Genomic DNA, 17075 nt, shown 5'->3' with positions numbered 1-17075 from the left:
TTTTGTCATTTATATAATTCTATCTCCCCTCTCAAATTGCCTCTGGAACTTTTTTTGTTATCCTTTACTTTTTTGGCGACTTAAATTTTTTAACTTATCTTATCTGTAATTTTTTAAGACAAAAAAATACAGGCTTAAAGCCTGAAAAATCATTTGAATACATTTCTGTATACCTCATCACGATTGTGAAAACCGTCTTTTATTACAGTATCATCTATATTAGTTTTATCAACAGCAATTGGTTCAAGAACATAATAAGGAACGTAATATTTCCCGTCATATATGGTATTTTTAACGTCTAATTTTTCACCTCTCGCAAGTTTCATAGCCATTTTTGCTGTAGCTTCTGCCAATTTATCAATTGGTTTGTACACTGTCATAGCCTGAGTTCCTTCCACTATCCTTTGACATGCAGCAAGGTCAGCGTCTTGAGCTGCAACCAATACTTTTCCCGCCAATCTGTGCTCTGATAAAGCCTCTATAATTCCTCCCGCTAAAGCATCATCCCCCGCTATTACGGCATCAATTTTCACACCCTTTTGCAGCAGTTCATCTGTAGAATTAAAAGCGTATTCTGTCATCCAATTAGGTGCCCAGTCTTCTTTTACAATTTTTATATCTCCACTTTCAATTCTGGGCTTTAGAACACTGTCATATCCTTCCTTTATCATTTTTGTGTTGTTATCCGTCGTAGCACCATTTATTATTAAATAATTCCCTCTCGGTACTCTTTTCACTAAATATTCCGCCATCAGTTTCCCAACTTTTATGTTGTTAAAAGATATATAAAGGTCTACATTTGATTTTGTAACAAGCCTGTCATAGGATATCACTTTTACCCCTTCTTTTTGTGCCAATGATACCGCATAAGAGGCTTTTTCAAGGTCATTTGGAACAATGATAAGTACGTCAATTTTTTGGTCCAAAAGGTATCTCACCTGTTTTAATTGGTCTTGGTCATCATTATTAGCGTTTTGTACCAAAACCTCTGCCCCTAATTCCCGTAATTTTGCCATTACTATATCTCTATCTTTTATCCATCTTTCTTCTTTTAAGGTACCAAGAGAAAAACCAATTTTAATTTTGTGCCCTTTTTTATCTAAGTTAGAGTTTACACTCTTTACCTCTCTATATGCTACTACATGCTTAACAGTCAAAAAAACTAAAACACCAAAAATAATCATCAGGACAATTGCTACTATCACTTTGATTACATTTTTACTCTCCACCAACTACACCCCCTTTTTTGTAAATAGCCAATCTGTACTCTGTAGGCGTCATCCCTGTAGCTTTTTTAAATATCTTGCTAAAATAATTTGGGTCGCTGTAGCCAACCTTGTAGCACACTTCTTTTATGCTTACACTCTCATCCTCTAAAAGTTCTCTGGCTTTAGTTACTCTCAAATTTGTCAAGTAATCGACGAAATTTTTTCCAGTTTGATCTTTGAAAAATTTGCTGAAATAGTGGTAACTCATATTAACTTCTTTTGCAACGTCATCCAGTGTAATATCTTTGTTGAAATTGTTCTCTATAAATCTAATTATTTTTGTCATAAGGGTATCCATTTTTTCTTTGTTGATAGTTTTTATGCTGTCGAATAGATTTTTCAGAGTGTTGATAAATATAAACTTTATTTTGTCAACGTCGTTTATTTTTAAAATTTCTTCCAGTTCTCGGTTTTCGATAAATTTTTCCTCCTCAACATAATAGGAAAGATTCCTTTTAATAACACCGATTATTTCTATAAGTTTGGACTTTATTTTATCTACATCCTCTTGGTATTCCAAAACCATCCATTCGTAAATTTCATTAAATATAGTAAAAGATCCTTGAAGGTCTCCAGCCATAAGCCTATCAATAAAAAGTCTTTCTTTATTAATAGGATAAGGCTTAAATCTATTTTGTGGCATTGCAATATCATCAAAATGTGCAATCAGTTCATTTTTTTCCATTTTTAATGCCATTTCTGCTTCATAATAAGATTTCAAAATATTTTCGAAATTGTAAGCTCTACCTATTCCAATCCTGTAAGGAATTTTCACTTTTTGGTTTATAGCTTCTATTATTTTCTGCGCTGTTTCTATAGAATCATTTTTAATCTCAAATGAATCTTCCTCCACCACAGGAAAGTACACAAATACTTTGTCAATAAAAAAGTAACCTACCAAACATTTTTTTATATTTTTTACAATTGTTTTAAAATGATCATAAAAATTCTGTTTATCTATGCTTAATTTTAGAGTTTGACCTTTGAGGTTGTTGTCAACATCATCTACTGTTACTATCATAGCATAACCACGTTGTAATTTAATTCCAAATATTTCTTCATAAAAGGACAAGTCATCATAGGTTATACCACTAAAAAGAGTAGTATACAAAAATTGCCCTTCTAAATAAGGAATAATTTTATTGAGTTTCTCCTTTAACTCTAACTCCTTTAACATTGCCTCTCTTCTTTTTTCAATCACCTCAATAGCTTTTTTTATAGCTTCTACAACTTTATTTCTATTAAGAGGTTTCAAAAGATAATCTAACACTCCAAGGTCTATTGCCTCTTTCGCATAATTAAAATACTCATAAGCGGTAATAATAACAAAAATTATGTCCTTATGCCTTTCTTTAATTTGCTTTATGGCTTCAATTCCATCTATTCCTGGCATCTTTATATCCATAAAAACTACATCAGGTTTTAAAATTTCCACTTTTTCAATGGCTTCTCTTCCAGATTTAGCAAAACCAATTATATCAGCTTTTACATCATTCTTTTCTATGATAAATTTAATTGAATCTATAACTATTTGCTCATCATCCGCAATAAACAATCTAATCATTTTCTTTATCACCCTTCATTAAAGGAATTTTTAAAGTAACTTTTGTTCCCTCTCCTATTTTGCTATCTATCTCAATTACATCTTGTATAGCAGAAATGTTATAAAAAAGCCTTAGCCTGTTTATGATATTGTGCAATCCAATACCTGTAACATGCTTTTTGGACAAATCCTCATAGTCTGCTGATAATATTGCCTTTACTTTTTCTTTGCTCATTCCCCTCCCATTGTCAACAACTTCTATTAAAACTTTATCATCATCTCTTTTTACGGTAAGTTTAATAAAGCCTCCTTCTTCTACATCCTCTAATCCGTGAATAAAAGCATTTTCCACTACGGGCTGAATTATTGTACAAGGCATTTCTACATCTAAAACCTTTTCATCTACTTCTACTTTAAAATCAACTCTGTCTCCAAATCTTGTTTTTAAAATGTACATATATGTCTTTACATTGTTTATTTCGTCTTGCAATGTAACTGTAGTATCCAATTTTTTTAAATTATACCTAAAAAGCTTTGCAACGTTTTCTATAAACTCCGAAGACTTATCTGCCCCCTCCATCATTGCCAATTGTGCAGCTGCATTTAGGGTATTAAATAGAAAATGAGGATTTATCTGGGATTGCAAAGCCTTAAGTTCTGCCTCTTTTAAAATATTTCTCATCTTGAGATTCTGCATTTCTTGCTCTTTTAATTTTTTCTCCACTTCTGCCTGATTTTTTATTTCACCTATATAATTTCTTATACTTACCACCATTTTATTAAAAGCTTCTGCAAGGATACTTATCTCATCGTTTGTCTCTATTTCTACCGGTCGTACATCAAAATCTCCTTTTGAAACTCTCACCGCCAAATAAGAAAGGTCCATAAGAGGTTTTGTAATTCGATAGGTAAAAAATATTGCAAGAAATATGTTAAAAAGAATAGAACCTATTATTAAAAACACATTCAAATAGCTTATAAACTCCATGTTCTTTGATATAGAAGCGTACTTTAAAGAGCCCTCTTGCAATTTGCTGTTAAGAAGATTGTTAATGTAGAGTTTTATATATTCGCTTATTCTAATGGACCTCGTAAAATGCGCAATGTATTCGCTGCTTATCCTACCTCTTTTAGCATTTATTGCCGCGTCAGTTTCATTCAAAAGACTTTCAATCATATTTCCTATATCCTTTAACATTAAACCATCCTGGTCATAGTTTTTTTCATTTAAAATAGCGGAGGCTTGTTCTTGAAGCTTGTTATAGAGAGTATAATAATTTAAAAGGGCATCTGAGGATTTGGTAGATAAATACTTCTCCACTTCTGTTTCCAGCGTGTTTACATCGGCATTTAAATTGTTAAGGTATATATAATCCACAAAAATTGATTTTAAACGATTTATAACTGACTTCGTATTATAATACGAATAAAAACTTGTGATACCCATTAAAACAGTGATTAGGAGGTAATAAACTATCAATTTTCGCCTTATGCCTGTAAATCTCCACACATCTTTTTTCATCCCATCACCTTACTCCATTAATTGTATTCTTTTGAAATATTCCTTGACATTGTGCTTAGTAATAACATTTACTCCTATATCAACAAATGTAGAGACATTATTTTTTTCTTTAATTTCTACCATAGACTTTACACTTTCATATCCTATTCTATAAGGATCACTCATAACTGTGCCGTATATTATTCCTTTGTCGATATACCTTAAAATATCCGCAGTATCTCCATAACCTACAACCGCTATCTCTCCGACTTTGTTAAAATCAACTATTACTTGTGCAGTACCAATGGTATCTACAGAATCTGTAGTATAAATAGCATTTATGTTTTGCTTACTGCTTATAATTGACTGAGTAATCTCTTCTGCGCTTAAAGTACCTAATTTTGAAGTGTAAACTTTTACTACTTTCATTTGAGGATAATCCTTTATGGCATCTAAAAAGCCATTGATTTTCAAATTTTGATTTACAGTGTCTAATTGATAATCATTGCTGACGATTATAGCAATGTTAGCTTTCCCTTTGGTTGCTTTAATCATAAGCTTTCCGGCTTCTTCACCTAATTGAAAACTGTTAGTACCTATAAAAGCCTGTCTTTTGCTATCTTTTGCGTCATTTTCTATAGTAATTACTGGTATCCCTTCTTTATAGGCCTCTTCAATCAAGTCTACAAATTCTTTACTGTTGGAAACATGAGTTATTATGCCATCAACTTTAGACAGTATAGCAATATCCAAATACTGAAGTTCCTCTTGGATGTTATTAAATTTAGGAGCATTAAATTCAATTGCGACATTGTAACGTTTTGCAGCATCCATAGCACCCATTTTTACCTCTTTCCAAAAAGGGTCTACAGAATTTTGAGCTACCATATAAAAGTGATATTGTGATGTTTTTGCAAAAATAGGTTCTTCTACCTTTTCAAGCTTATACAAAAAAATGCTCAATGCTGCTATCAAAATCACCAAAATCAAAATGACCTTGTCTATTAACCTAAAAAAGTTCTCATTTAACGTTTTCATAAAGCTTACACTATTTCCTCCTTACGTTTCTTTTACACTAATAATAAAATATTGACGATTAAATATCAACTTAAAATTATTAAGTAGTTGTCACACAAAAATTGTCTACTTTTTTATATTTATTCGCTAAATTTTTCAAAAATCCTTTATTGAAAAAATTTAAAAATGAGGCGCAATTTGCAAATTCCAAATCTAAGCAAGTTTATGATATAATTATATAAAAAATAAAAGTTAAAAGGATGTGGTTTTATGGGGTATAAAAGTGTATCAATTGAAAGAAGATTTATAGGAAGATTTCAATACGGGAAAGACCTTTTAGAAGAAATTAATAAAATCATTACCAGTGAAAATATACGTTCTGGTGAAATACGCATAATAGGTGCTGTATCAAAAGCAGTATTTAGTTACTATGATGCACAAAGCAAAAACTACATCTACATATCAAAAGACGAACATATGGAAATACTAAATGCCACAGGAAATATCTCAGTAAAAGACGGCAAGCCCTTTGCTCATGTCCACATCACATTAGCAGATAAAAACGGAAACGCTTTCGGTGGTCATTTAATGGAAGGAACAATAATATTTGCTGCGGAATTTGTAATATCAGATTATGGCGAAAATAAGCTAGAAAGAATTTACGATGAAACAACAGGACTTCAATTGTGGAATATTTAAGGCCCAGTCTAATTGCTGGGTCTTTGATGTTTTATAAAATAATGCAGATATTTTATCACATCTAAATTAGTTCTGTACATCACTCTTTTGACTATAGGATTTTCAATTACCTTTACTATTCTATCATAGTCTTCATTTTTTATACTATCCATCATCTTCCTAAAACCTATAAGCTTATCAACTCTATCTGTTATTCTTTTTACTTTTTTTTCATAATCTCCTCCATGTTTTATTGATTCTGCCGCATAGACTGCGCTCTCCACAGCGTTTAAAAGTCCAAATCCTAAAAAAGGATCTAAAAATCCCCCTGCATTTCCTATTAGAAACATATTATCTATTTGATGTTTATCTGTTATACTGATGTCCAATTCTGTTTCAAAAGTTTCTATCATCTCATAATCTAATTTTTCTTGATACAAAAATGTGTGCCACATATTTTCAATCTCTTCTTTTTGCGTATAGGTAGCCACAAGAATTATTGAAGCGTTACTTTTACTAAGAGGAACAAGATAACCAAAACCTGACCTTGCATACATAGTATTAAGCCATAAATATACGGTATTAGGCTCAAAATCTCCTAATGCAATTCCTCCTTTAATCCTTGTAGAAACTACATTTTTAACTTCTGTAAGTTGTTTTGCTATCATGCTGCTGCCTGTAGCAACTACAACATAATCATAAGATTTGGCTAATTCCCTATAATCCGCATTTATATTAAAATTTATTTTTGCATTTATTTTTTTTGCCAATTGGTTTTCTATGCTTTCCTGTTCTTGTCCCCTTTTTACAATATATCCAAGTTGTTTACCTTCAATGAAAGCTTCCCTCTTTGGAGATTTGATAACTATCTTTCTTACTTCATTTAAAGGTTCAATTAAAATTCCAAACTCTTTAGCTATAAACTTAAGAGGATCCTTACAGGGTCTATGTGCAATGTGCAATAACAATTCTCCATAAGAATACAGGCTTCCAATGGTATGTTTTCTTTCATAAATATCACAAGATATTCCTAATTTTCCAAGAGTGTATGCACAACATAGCCCTGCTACTCCTGCTCCAATTATTGCTACTCTCATTTTCATACCTTCTTTCTGTGTTCATAAGGTTTATTATTCATTTTATTCATTGTATATCTCATAAAAATAGAGCCATATTTTATAACATTAAAATTAGTATGGTATACAATTTTTTTTACAGGAGGAAAAGTAAGAATTTTTATTAATTTATCCAACTTATCATTGTCTATAAGGTCTAAAGCTTTTCTAAACTCCAGCATCTTTATATTGGCCTCAGACAAAAATCTTATTTCCTTTTCAAAATCAGCTCCTTGAACAATACTTTTTGCTGCTATAGCTCCACTTACAATAGAGTTAAAAGTCCCAAATCCTAAAAAAGGCTCTATCGCTCCCCCTGCATTCCCAACAAAAAGCAGATTCTCATATTGATGTGGAAAACAATTGCCAGAAATATGCTCCAAATCCACCATATTTACAATATCCACATTCATCTTTTCTACCTTTAGAAATGTGTCCCAATAATACTGTAATTCCTCCTTGGAAATATAAGGCACTACCATAGCTAAGACGGCTCTTTTTTCATTATAAGGAATTAAATAAACATAACCGCTTTTAGTGTAAAGAGTGTTTATCCACATTATAAGAGTTTTTGTATCAAAATTCCCTAAAACACTTGCTACCCTCACCCAGGTCGTCACCAGCTCTTGCCAACAGCCCAATTCTTTTGGAATCTGCGAACTTCCCGTAGCAATAATTAGATAGTCATAATTATCTTTTAACTTTTTGTAATCAGCTTCTATATTGAAATTAACTGGTATTTCTAACTTATTATACAATTGATTTTCAAGAGAGTTTGCATCCTGTCCTTTTAAAATCATATACCCAAGATTATTCCCATTTACAGAAGCCGTTACAGTTGGTCCTTTCATTACTATTTTGTCAATTGTGTTAATTGGTTTTATTTCTATTCCATAAACATTTTTAAGATAATGAAGTGGATCCTTTATAGGCCGGTTTATTACTTTTAATAACCCTGCCACATGGTTATACAAATCACCTATTTTGCACTTTTTTTCAAAAATATCTGGTATAATACCATACCTTTGAAAAGTAATTGCCGCAGCCAGCCCTGAAACTCCAGCCCCAATAATAGCCACTTTCATATTAACTCATCTCCGGTGTATTTAAAACTGTGTTATTTGGAATAGAAGGTTTCGATTCCAGACTTTCAATTTCAATTTGAAGAATAGAAATGAATCTCATAACATCATCCCTCATTTGAGTAAACAACTGCCTAACGTAAGGATTAGTAACATTCACAACAGTTTCATTGTAAAAAGCTTGAATATTAACTAAATTTTTTAATAAATCTTGAAGCATGTCTAATGGCTCTTGAGACATATTTTTTTTGACAAGAGAACTAATATGCATAGTCTTTTGTGCCTTCTGTATATCTTCTTTATGGTTTTTTATCATTATTTCAATTTGTTTTAATAATCCCTTTATTTGATTGTCAACTGACTCTTTCCCATATTCCCTGACCTTATCTAGCAATATCTTTTCTAAATTTTGTGCTTCAACAAATGAACTTAGAATAATTTCCTGCTGTGTTATTTTCTGCATTTTTATCACACCCTAAATATCATTATTTAATTATTATGTTTTCACACTGTGACTTTTTATATACAAAAAAGAGGGTTTCCCCTCTTATATATCAAGCTCTTGTATTACACCTTTAATAATTTCGGCTGATCTTCTAAAAGCATCAATTTCTTCCTGTGAAAGTGGTAATTCAAGTATATTCACGATTCCATTTCGCCCAACAACGGAAGGAAGGCTCAAAGCCACATTTGTAACGCCATATTGGCCGGTTAATGGAGATGACACAGTCAAAATGGAATGTTCATCTTTTAAAATAGCTTCTACAATTCTTTTTACTGCAAGAGCAACCGCATAATATGTCGCCCCTTTTTTTTCTATTATCGTATAGGCAGCTCTTACAACATCATTAAAAATCTCATCTCTAAAATCTTTTTCACATGCTTTTCCGCATAAATTGCAGTAATCATCTATTGGTATACCTGCTATGTTTGTAATGCTCCAAGCTGCAAGTTCAGAATCGCCATGCTCCCCAATTATATATCCGTGTATATTCCTCGGATCTATATTGCAATGTTTGCTTAAAAGATATCTAAATCTCGCACTGTCGAGAACTGTGCCAGACCCCAATACTCTTCCGTATGGCAAGCCAGATATTTTATAGGTAACGTATGTAAGAATATCTACTGGATTTGTAACTATAAGATATATGGCTGTGTCATTTACTTTAATAAGTTTTGCCACTATGTCCTTAAAAATCATTGTATTTCTTTTCACTAAGTCAAGTCTGGTTTCCCCCGGTTTTTGTGCTGCTCCCGCTGTAATAATTATTATGTCAGAACCTGCAGCATCACCATAATCTCCCGCGTACACTTCAACTGGACTAATAAATGGTACACCGTGGCTTATGTCAAGAGCATCACCTTCTGCTTTGTCTTTGTTAATATCTATTAATACAATAGTTTTGACAAATCCACTCAAAGCCAGTGTGTATGCAGTAGTAGCACCAACAAATCCAGAACCTATTATAGATATTTTGTTCATAATACTCTCTCCTTTTCAATATTAATTTTCTGTTAATAAAAGTTTATCAGATTTCAAAAAATAGTCAAGTTTATTTTTTCTCTAAATTAATTAATATATTCACGTTTAAAATGATTCCTCTGGGGAATATTAAGGCTTTTGTAACCTTCTTGTAATAAAAACTTAATAATTTCTTAATAAATTTTAACATTTTCCATGTTATAGTATTTATAGAGTAGCATAGTTATTTACAAAAGCAACATAAGCTGAAACCAAAAGCAAGACGAAGACGTCTTTTTATATAGAGAAAGGATGTGGAAAAATTGAAAGGAAAGGTATTGCAAACTTTATCTTTTATGCTTGTATTTATCGCAATGGGCTTAATGATTTCTATTCAATTTAAAACTGTTCAAGGTAGCAATAGAACCTCTACCCCTACTGTAGCTACAAATTATGCAAGGTCAGAAGAACTTACTCAGCAGCTCAAAAAAGTTCAAGAAGAAAAGGCAAACTTAGAACAACAATTAGAAGAACTCACCAAAAGATTCAAAGAGTACGAAGATGCTGCCTCAAAAAATGATGCCGCTTTAAAAAATCTACAACAGGATATAGAAAAATATAAATCTTTAGCGGGACTTACAGATATGGAAGGCCCAGGAGTTATAGTAACTGTAAATGACAGCGACTTACAGCCCCGAGACGGGGAAGACCCTAACTTGTACTTAGTTCATGATGAAGATTTACTAAATATTGTAAATGAATTGAAAGCGGGTGGAGCTGAAGCAATAGCTATAAACGACCAAAGATTAATTGCAACATCCGAAATACGATGTGTGGGTCCCACAATAAACATAAACTCTACCCGATATGCTCCTCCTTACGTGATAAAAGCAATAGGAGATCCTGAGACACTTAAAGCAGCTCTTAATATAAAAGGTGGAATAATAGATACTTTAAAATTTTATGGTATTAAAGTGGACATACAAACTTCTGATAGAATAGTAATACCTAAATACAGTGAGCCTATTAAATTCTTTTACGCTAAACCTGTGACTAATTAAGCACTTTCATTTTGTTGATATAGAAAAGACAGGTTTATCCTTTGTTAAACCTGTCTTAATTTTTCTGATGACTTTAAAGTGGTTATCTTTTAAATATCTATGTCAGATACCTTTCTTTCATCCAAAGAAGTATCCTCCAAACCATATATAAAAATATAATAAACCCTATTGTGGAAGCAAAATACACCCAAGCCGAGTAGCTTTTTACAAAAAAGTTTATTTTAATCAATTGTACAGCGGCAAGATAAGATACTACTGTCCAAAAAGTAGACCATATAAAATCAGCAATAGCAGAAAATATTACATACGCAGTAAAATTCATACGGGTTATACCTGAAGCCCAAATAGCCGGGGTTCGCGGAAGTCCTATTAACCTACCTAATAAAACTGTAAAACCTCCATATTTAGCAAACCATTTGTCCATAGCTTCAAGGTCTTTTACTGTTATTTTTAAATATTTACCGTATTTTTCAACAACAGGCCTACCTTTATAATAGCCTACCAAATAAGCTATCACATTTCCTGTTATATTTCCTAATGTAGCGATGACTATAACATAAAAAAGGTTCATTTCTCCTTTTGTAGCCAAATACGCCGCAGCAAAAAATAGTATTTGCACTGGCCCTGGGGCTCCAGTTCCTTCAATTAAAAGTCCTATAAAAAGCGCTATATAACCATAATTTATTATCGCATTATAAAGAAAAGATTGTCCTTCCATCGCCACACCATCCATTATTTTTAAATTTATTATAACACAAATAAACAAAGCAGGGCAATTGTCACCCCTGCCTTAGCGCATTTATTTTTTATATTTCTCTATTACATCCTTGTACATCTCATAAGTCTTTCTAGCAATACTTTCCCAACTAAACATCTCTTCAACACGTTTTCTCCCATTTTCTCCAAACTTTATAGCTAAATCTTTGTTATTCAAAAGTATGTTTATATATTTTGCTAATTCTTCAGAATTGCCTGGTTCCACAAGGAATCCTGTCTCTTCATGAACCACAACCTCTTTAATTCCTCCTGTAGCACTTGCCACAACAGGAGTTTTACAAGCCATTGCTTCTAAATTTATAATGCCGAAAGGTTCATAAATAGAAGGGCAAGCAAAAACTTCCGCATTGCTGTATAACTCTATAATTTCTTCTTTTTCCACCATTTTATTTATCCAAATAATATTGTCGTAAAGTTTAACTTTTTGCTCTACTTCTTCTAAAACCTCTTGTGTATCTGGAGAACTAGCACATAGTACAACCTTTATATCCTTAGGTAGATACTTTACTGCATCTATTAAATGAGTAATGCCCTTTTGCCTTGATATTCTTCCTACAAAGAGAATGTATTTACCCTCAATTCCATATTTTTTGCGAGCAATATTTCTATCTGTTTTCTGGTATTGGTTCAAATCTATGCCGTTATATATAACTTCAACTTTTTCCTCTGGAATATTGTAATACTTTAATATATCTTCTTTTGAACCTTGTGATACTGCTATAACCCTATCGGCTGCTTCAATCCCTGTTCTTTCCATCCAAGAACTTAATTTATATCCATTGCCTAACTGTTCCTCTTTCCATGGCCTTAAAGGCTCAAGGCTGTGAATTGTAACCACAAGGGGTTTATCATACAATTTTTTAGCTAAAAAGCCCGCCATAAAAGTATACCAGGTATGGCAGTGTAAAATATCTGAGTCTATCTCATCCTTCACCATTGCCAAATCTATGGAAAAAGGTCCTAAAACTTTCTGATATCTTGGATCTGAATTTTCCTTTAACTTATCCCACTCTTTATATCCACGGACTTTTAGATTATCAGCCGTATAATCTTGGTCACCAAAGCATCTTACATCTACTTTCATCAGTTTAGACAGCTCCCTGACAAGATAATCTACATGCACTCCTGCTCCACCGTAAATATTAGGAGGATATTCATTTGTAAACATTGTAACTTTTAACTTATCCATAATTTACCTCCGATCCGTGTTTTTCCAATTTCAAATCCTCAATACACTCTAAAATACCTTTTAAAGGTATTCTAAACCAAGAAGGTCTATTATTTACCTCATAAATTCCTTCAAAAAGAGCTTTATCTAATTTAAAAATAGCTAAAGCCTTATCGAAATTTTCACCATCTGGTATAATGTCTGGTGCTTCCCTTGTCACCAATTCCAAATAGTTTTCTACAAAAGTCTCTGTGACAGCTCTTTCCCACCATAACAGCGCTTTTTCTATTTTTTCATCCTGAAACTTACCTTTTGCATTAAGATAATTAAAATAAGCAGCATAACTAAAAGAGCGTACCATGCCTGCTACATCTTTTAAGGGAGATATTTTTTTTCTCCTCATCTCAATAGGTTTTGTCGGTTCCCCTTCAAAATCTATTATCACATATCCCTCTTCAGTCTTTAAAATCTGCTCTAAGTGTAGGTCTCCATGACATCTTATATATTTGCCAAGAACAGCACTATTTTTAAATTCTTCTAATTTGCTCATTAAAAACTCTTGTTGCTTTATAATCTCTTCTATCATAGAAGTTATTTGTTCATCAAATGTAGATAATTTTACAAAATTTAGAAGTTTAGTAAAATTATTTTTTATACTTTTTACTATTTCTTCAACATCTGATATTTCCACATTTCTTTTAGCAAAATCTTCTTTATCAATATAAGACAACTTAATATGCATATCGGCAATTATCCTTGCTATCTCTCTTACCTCTTCAAGATAATCGCTCAAGTAGCCTTCTACGTAACTTTCCTCAATTTTATCATAATCGGATAAAGTAGAAATTACAGAAGACAGATACTCTTGAGTATATTGCCACATGTCTCCCATGTTTTTTATGTGTTCCACTATTATAGCGACAGTGTACCTTTCTCCGCTACTGTCTTCATATAAAAAATATCCTCTTATATCTTGAACATTTCCAAAACCTGCATTTTTAAGTTCAAAAGTCATCTCAAGGTCAGGATTAACTCCTTTTACAAATTTCCTATAAGTCTTTATTATTTCATTTTTTTGTAAAAATGTTAAACTATTACTAGACTTATTACTCAGCCTTCTTGCACTGTATATATCGTCTTTTTTAAGGTTATAAGGAATTAATTTGGCACCAGACTCAAATTTTATAACTGTTTCTTCATTTAACGCTTTATTTAAAAACTTAACATAATTTATATCGTCGATTCCATCATATATAAAAGCTTTTAAATTTGGACTCTCAATAATATCTATTAAATCATTATTCCTAAAATAAGGAGTTATAATTAAAGGTACATAATAAAGCAACATAATCTCCTTATTACTCGTTGAAGCTTTCACTACAAAAGCTATAATAGCTGCAATTATGACCTCAGCTTCTTTTTTAGACAATATTGCATAATCAAATAAAAATATATCTAAAATATCATAAGCCTTTTCCTGAAACCACCTAAACTTTTTAAAATTGTCTTTATTTATATTTTTAAGTATATCTTTCAGTTTTGTAGGTATATCTTCAAAGTTGAAAGTTTTACTAATATACATTTGACCACTTCTTTCAATAAAATTTTTATATTCTTAAAACTGATGCTGCCAATTCTGGTGGCACTGGATTTATATAAACTCCTGTCCCTAACTCAAAACCAGCTGCCACAGTAAGCCTTGGGGCAATTTCAAAATGCCAATGGTAATTTCTTGTATCATAAATTGGTAATGTATGAACCACAATATTATATGGCGGAAAGTTAAATTCTCTCTCGTACTTTACTATAAGAGTCTTCAAAATTTTAGTCAAACTTGCAACATTTTCTTCTTTTAACTCTTCAAATCTTTCTTGATGCTCTTTGGGTATTATCCAACATTCATAAGGATATTGAGATGCATAAGGAGCGATAACAATGAAATTCTCATTTTCACTTATTATCCTTTTGCCTTCTTCTTTTTCATATTTGACAATTTCACAATAAGGACATTTGCCCTTCTTCTTAATATATTCTTGTGTACCTGCTACTTCTTTTTCTACTACATCTGGAATAAAAGAAGTAGCTATAATTTGCCAGTGCCCGTGTTCTAAGGAAGCTCCTCCTCTTGCCCCAAAATTTTTAAACACCTGAATGTATTTTATTTTATCGTCTTGAGCAATTTTTTTATAACGCTCAATTATTGCCATAAAAACTTTTTGCATTTGTTCTAAAGATAAACTTCCAAAAGTTACATCGTGTTCTGGTGACTCTACTATCACTTCCGCTACACCATAGCCATATTCCGCTTTATAAAGGGATGGTGCCTCAAAACTCTTTAAATCTGTGTTCACTGCTGCAAATTTATTTTCAAATCCTCTGACTAACCAGTTCCCTTTTTTATCCTTAATTTCAACTAAAGTAGGAGGAGTCATCTCTTCGTTTCCTGGGCAAAAAGGACAAGTATTATTTTTCTTTTCCTCATAGTTTACATTGAAATCATGAGGTCTTTTACCTCGCTCTGTAGCTATAATCACCCTTTTACCAGTTATAAGGTCATATCTTATTTCGGACATTTGTAAGACCTCTCCTATTCTTTTTAGTAAATGCAATCGAATGCATCCAACATTAAAAAAAGAATTTGATTAATTTTGACAATTAATCAAATCGGGGAGAAATGTCAAGAACTTTTATGCAACCGAATGCATTCTATTACTATAATATACTTTTCCTTTAAAATTGTCAATGTTTTTTTGAAGATTACTTCTCTGTATTTAATAATCCTCCTTTAAGTGGTAAAAATAAAAATAAATTTTTAAAAAAACTGTTGACAAAAAAGAAAATTGATATTATAATAAAATTGAAATCAGTACAAAATTAAATTTAATACAAACGAGGTGAGATAAATGGAAGTAAAAGAGTTAGTGTTAAAAATTTTAAAAGAATCCTCTGAACCTTTAAGACCAGGAGATATTGCACAAAAAGCTAATTTAGACAAAAAAGAGGTGGACAAAGCTATAAAAGAACTTAAGAAAGAGGATCTGATAATTTCTCCCAAAAGATGCTACTACGCAGCAAAATAATCGTGAGAAAGAAGTAATGAAAATGACTTATACAATAGAGCAATTAAAAGATTATTTAAAGAGACATGATATAAAACCTTCTACTATAAGGATAAAAGTATTAGAATACCTTTTAAACAATAGAATACACCCAACAGCTGATGATATTTATCAATACTTAATAAATGAAATACCAACCCTTTCAAAAACCAGTATTTACAACACATTGGAATTGTTTATGGAAAAAGGAGTTGTAAATGCTCTATCTTTGAAAGAAAAGGAATTGCGATATGATATCAATGTTTATTTTCACGGACACTTTAAATGCGAAATATGTGGCAAGGTATATGATTTTCCTGTATCAGAGGAAATTATAAATGTGGAAGAATTAAAAGGATTTGTAATTAAAAATGTCGATATAAATGTTTATGGTATATGCAAAAAATGTAATGAGAAAAATAAGGAGGCTTAAAAAATGGAGGAAATTAGAATGAAATTATTAGGAGAAAAATTCCCATCTATGGAGGTAGTAACAACTCAGGGAGTAAAGAGACTGCCTGAAGATTACGCAGGAAAATGGTTTGTGCTTTTTAGCCACCCAGCAGACTTTACACCAGTTTGCACAACAGAATTTGTAGAATTTGCAAGGAAAGCTAATGACTTTAAAGAATTAAACACTGAATTAATAGGTCTTTCAGTTGACCAAGTTTTCTCCCATATAAAATGGGTAGAGTGGATAAAGGACAACACAAACATAGCTATTCCTTTCCCAGTCATAGCCGATGACTTAGGAAAAGTCTCTAACCAATTAGGAATGATTCATCCAGGCAAAGGCACCAATACTGTAAGAGCAGTATTTATAGTAGACGACAAAGGAACAATTAGACTTATAATGTATTATCCACAAGAAGTTGGAAGAAATGTGGATGAAATATTAAGAGCATTAAAAGCATTGCAAACAGCAGACCAATACGGCGTGGCACTCCCTGAGAAATGGCCAAATAACTACTTGATTAAAGACCATGTAATAGTCCCACCTTCCACTGATGAAGCTTCTGCAAATGAAAGAAAAGAAAAAATTAAATCAAAAGAAATTGAAGCTTTTGACTGGTGGTTTGTACACAAGCCTTTGAAATAAAGGTCACCCATAAAATATCCCTTCTTTTCGACAGCGACGACCTCTTTAACAAAGTAGGTCGTCGCTTTAATTTGTTGACAAATGAAATCTTTATGAGAGTAAATAAATTCGTAACCCTTTATTACATAGGCAAAAAAAGAAGTAGAAAAGATTTTGGAAGTAATTGATTGAAAAAATAGTAACTAAAAAAGTGTAAAGAGAGAAGA

17 protein-coding genes are annotated in these 17075 nt (G+C 31.9%); 5 read left to right on the top strand and 12 right to left on the bottom strand.

What is annotated here, in order from left to right:
- Nucleotides 1–149: 149 nt before the first annotated feature.
- From TMATH_RS01655 to TMATH_RS01640, 4 genes are read right to left on the bottom strand one after another with little or no spacing between them, the layout of a single operon-like run.
- Nucleotides 150–1229, bottom strand: coding sequence for a sugar ABC transporter substrate-binding protein (locus TMATH_RS01655; protein ID WP_012994403.1), 1080 nt, complete (start codon nucleotides 1227–1229; stop codon nucleotides 150–152).
- Nucleotides 1219–2832, bottom strand: a complete 1614-nt coding sequence (locus TMATH_RS01650) for a response regulator (protein ID WP_012994402.1) — start codon at nucleotides 2830–2832, stop codon at nucleotides 1219–1221. Before TMATH_RS01650 ends, TMATH_RS01655 begins: the two co-directional genes overlap by 11 nt.
- Nucleotides 2825–4333 (bottom strand): sensor histidine kinase, encoded by a 1509-nt coding sequence (locus tag TMATH_RS01645; RefSeq protein ID WP_013149732.1) that lies wholly within the window; start codon nucleotides 4331–4333, stop codon nucleotides 2825–2827. Before TMATH_RS01645 ends, TMATH_RS01650 begins: the two co-directional genes overlap by 8 nt.
- 9 nt (nucleotides 4334–4342) lie before the next feature.
- A complete protein-coding gene (locus tag TMATH_RS01640) occupies nucleotides 4343–5350 on the bottom strand; it encodes a sugar-binding protein (protein ID WP_013149731.1) in 1008 nt (335 codons plus the stop codon).
- A 249-nt stretch (nucleotides 5351–5599) separates the two neighbouring features.
- Here TMATH_RS01640 and TMATH_RS01635 point away from each other — a divergent pair, with 249 nt between their 5' ends.
- Nucleotides 5600–6028, top strand: coding sequence for a PPC domain-containing DNA-binding protein (locus TMATH_RS01635; protein WP_013149730.1), 429 nt, complete (start codon nucleotides 5600–5602; stop codon nucleotides 6026–6028).
- An 8-nt stretch (nucleotides 6029–6036) separates the two neighbouring features.
- Here TMATH_RS01635 and TMATH_RS01630 read toward each other — a convergent pair whose 3' ends face one another.
- The 4 genes from TMATH_RS01630 to TMATH_RS01615 form a co-directional block, all read right to left on the bottom strand.
- Nucleotides 6037–7104: an NAD(P)/FAD-dependent oxidoreductase gene (locus tag TMATH_RS01630; RefSeq protein ID WP_013149729.1), complete on the bottom strand. Its 1068-nt coding sequence runs from the start codon at nucleotides 7102–7104 to the stop codon at nucleotides 6037–6039.
- Nucleotides 7105–7106: 2 nt separating this feature from the next.
- On the bottom strand, nucleotides 7107–8207 hold the full coding sequence (locus TMATH_RS01625) for an NAD(P)/FAD-dependent oxidoreductase (protein ID WP_013149728.1): 1101 nt from the start codon (nucleotides 8205–8207) through the stop codon (nucleotides 7107–7109).
- A gap of 1 nt (nucleotide 8208) precedes the next feature.
- Complete coding sequence (locus TMATH_RS01620; RefSeq protein WP_012994396.1) at nucleotides 8209–8667, bottom strand: ferritin family protein; 459 nt, start codon at nucleotides 8665–8667, stop codon at nucleotides 8209–8211.
- 84 nt (nucleotides 8668–8751) lie between these two features.
- Nucleotides 8752–9687: an L-lactate dehydrogenase gene (locus tag TMATH_RS01615; RefSeq protein WP_012994395.1), complete on the bottom strand. Its 936-nt coding sequence runs from the start codon at nucleotides 9685–9687 to the stop codon at nucleotides 8752–8754.
- Nucleotides 9688–9980: 293 nt separating this feature from the next.
- Here TMATH_RS01615 and TMATH_RS01610 point away from each other — a divergent pair, with 293 nt between their 5' ends.
- Nucleotides 9981–10727, top strand: a complete 747-nt coding sequence (locus TMATH_RS01610; protein ID WP_198002296.1) for a DUF881 domain-containing protein — start codon at nucleotides 9981–9983, stop codon at nucleotides 10725–10727.
- Nucleotides 10728–10824: 97 nt separating this feature from the next.
- On the opposite strand, the gene TMATH_RS01605 is transcribed toward TMATH_RS01610, so the two are convergent.
- From TMATH_RS01605 to galT, 4 genes are all read right to left on the bottom strand, one after another.
- Nucleotides 10825–11445 (bottom strand): DedA family protein, encoded by a 621-nt coding sequence (locus TMATH_RS01605; RefSeq protein WP_012994393.1) that lies wholly within the window; start codon nucleotides 11443–11445, stop codon nucleotides 10825–10827.
- A gap of 81 nt (nucleotides 11446–11526) precedes the next feature.
- Nucleotides 11527–12693, bottom strand: a complete 1167-nt coding sequence (glgA, locus tag TMATH_RS01600; RefSeq protein WP_012994391.1) for a glycogen synthase — start codon at nucleotides 12691–12693, stop codon at nucleotides 11527–11529.
- Entirely contained in the window at nucleotides 12686–14254 is a 1569-nt protein-coding gene (locus tag TMATH_RS01595; RefSeq protein WP_013149727.1) for a hypothetical protein, read from the bottom strand. The genes glgA and TMATH_RS01595 overlap by 8 nt, the downstream gene beginning before the upstream one ends.
- Nucleotides 14255–14279: 25 nt before the next feature.
- A complete protein-coding gene (galT, locus tag TMATH_RS01590) occupies nucleotides 14280–15245 on the bottom strand; it encodes a galactose-1-phosphate uridylyltransferase (protein ID WP_012994389.1) in 966 nt (321 codons plus the stop codon).
- Between the two features lie 330 nt (nucleotides 15246–15575).
- Between galT and TMATH_RS01585 the strand changes: the two genes are divergently transcribed.
- From TMATH_RS01585 to TMATH_RS01575, 3 genes are read left to right on the top strand one after another with little or no spacing between them, the layout of a single operon-like run.
- Nucleotides 15576–15752 carry a MarR family transcriptional regulator gene (locus tag TMATH_RS01585; RefSeq protein ID WP_012994388.1) on the top strand — a complete coding sequence of 59 codons (177 nt, stop codon included), beginning with the start codon at nucleotides 15576–15578 and terminating at the stop codon, nucleotides 15750–15752.
- 16 nt (nucleotides 15753–15768) lie between these two features.
- Complete coding sequence (locus tag TMATH_RS01580; RefSeq protein ID WP_012994387.1) at nucleotides 15769–16203, top strand: Fur family transcriptional regulator; 435 nt, start codon at nucleotides 15769–15771, stop codon at nucleotides 16201–16203.
- A 3-nt stretch (nucleotides 16204–16206) separates the two neighbouring features.
- Nucleotides 16207–16869 carry a peroxiredoxin gene (locus TMATH_RS01575; protein WP_003867082.1) on the top strand — a complete coding sequence of 221 codons (663 nt, stop codon included), beginning with the start codon at nucleotides 16207–16209 and terminating at the stop codon, nucleotides 16867–16869.
- The last annotated feature ends 206 nt before the right edge of the window (nucleotides 16870–17075 follow it).

It is taken from the genome of Thermoanaerobacter mathranii subsp. mathranii str. A3 (assembly GCF_000092965.1).
Taxonomy (GTDB): domain Bacteria; phylum Bacillota; class Thermoanaerobacteria; order Thermoanaerobacterales; family Thermoanaerobacteraceae; genus Thermoanaerobacter; species Thermoanaerobacter thermocopriae.
The sequence above is the reverse complement of the archived record's forward strand: the minus strand, read 5'-3'. Positions and strand labels throughout refer to the sequence as shown.

Coding starts and splice junctions, on each gene's coding strand:
- TMATH_RS01650 (WP_012994402.1), bottom strand. CDS start 2,832: ATGATTAGATTGTTTATTGCGGATGATGAGCAAATAGTTATAGATTCA.
- TMATH_RS01645 (WP_013149732.1), bottom strand. CDS start 4,333: ATGAAAAAAGATGTGTGGAGATTTACAGGCATAAGGCGAAAATTGATA.
- TMATH_RS01640 (WP_013149731.1), bottom strand. CDS start 5,350: ATGAAAACGTTAAATGAGAACTTTTTTAGGTTAATAGACAAGGTCATT.
- TMATH_RS01635 (WP_013149730.1), top strand. CDS start 5,600: ATGGGGTATAAAAGTGTATCAATTGAAAGAAGATTTATAGGAAGATTT.
- TMATH_RS01630 (WP_013149729.1), bottom strand. CDS start 7,104: ATGAGAGTAGCAATAATTGGAGCAGGAGTAGCAGGGCTATGTTGTGCA.
- TMATH_RS01625 (WP_013149728.1), bottom strand. CDS start 8,207: ATGAAAGTGGCTATTATTGGGGCTGGAGTTTCAGGGCTGGCTGCGGCA.
- TMATH_RS01620 (WP_012994396.1), bottom strand. CDS start 8,667: ATGCAGAAAATAACACAGCAGGAAATTATTCTAAGTTCATTTGTTGAA.
- TMATH_RS01615 (WP_012994395.1), bottom strand. CDS start 9,687: ATGAACAAAATATCTATAATAGGTTCTGGATTTGTTGGTGCTACTACT.
- TMATH_RS01605 (WP_012994393.1), bottom strand. CDS start 11,445: ATGGAAGGACAATCTTTTCTTTATAATGCGATAATAAATTATGGTTAT.
- glgA (WP_012994391.1), bottom strand. CDS start 12,693: ATGGATAAGTTAAAAGTTACAATGTTTACAAATGAATATCCTCCTAAT.
- TMATH_RS01595 (WP_013149727.1), bottom strand. CDS start 14,254: ATGTATATTAGTAAAACTTTCAACTTTGAAGATATACCTACAAAACTG.
- galT (WP_012994389.1), bottom strand. CDS start 15,245: ATGTCCGAAATAAGATATGACCTTATAACTGGTAAAAGGGTGATTATA.
- TMATH_RS01585 (WP_012994388.1), top strand. CDS start 15,576: ATGGAAGTAAAAGAGTTAGTGTTAAAAATTTTAAAAGAATCCTCTGAA.
- TMATH_RS01580 (WP_012994387.1), top strand. CDS start 15,769: ATGAAAATGACTTATACAATAGAGCAATTAAAAGATTATTTAAAGAGA.
- TMATH_RS01575 (WP_003867082.1), top strand. CDS start 16,207: ATGGAGGAAATTAGAATGAAATTATTAGGAGAAAAATTCCCATCTATG.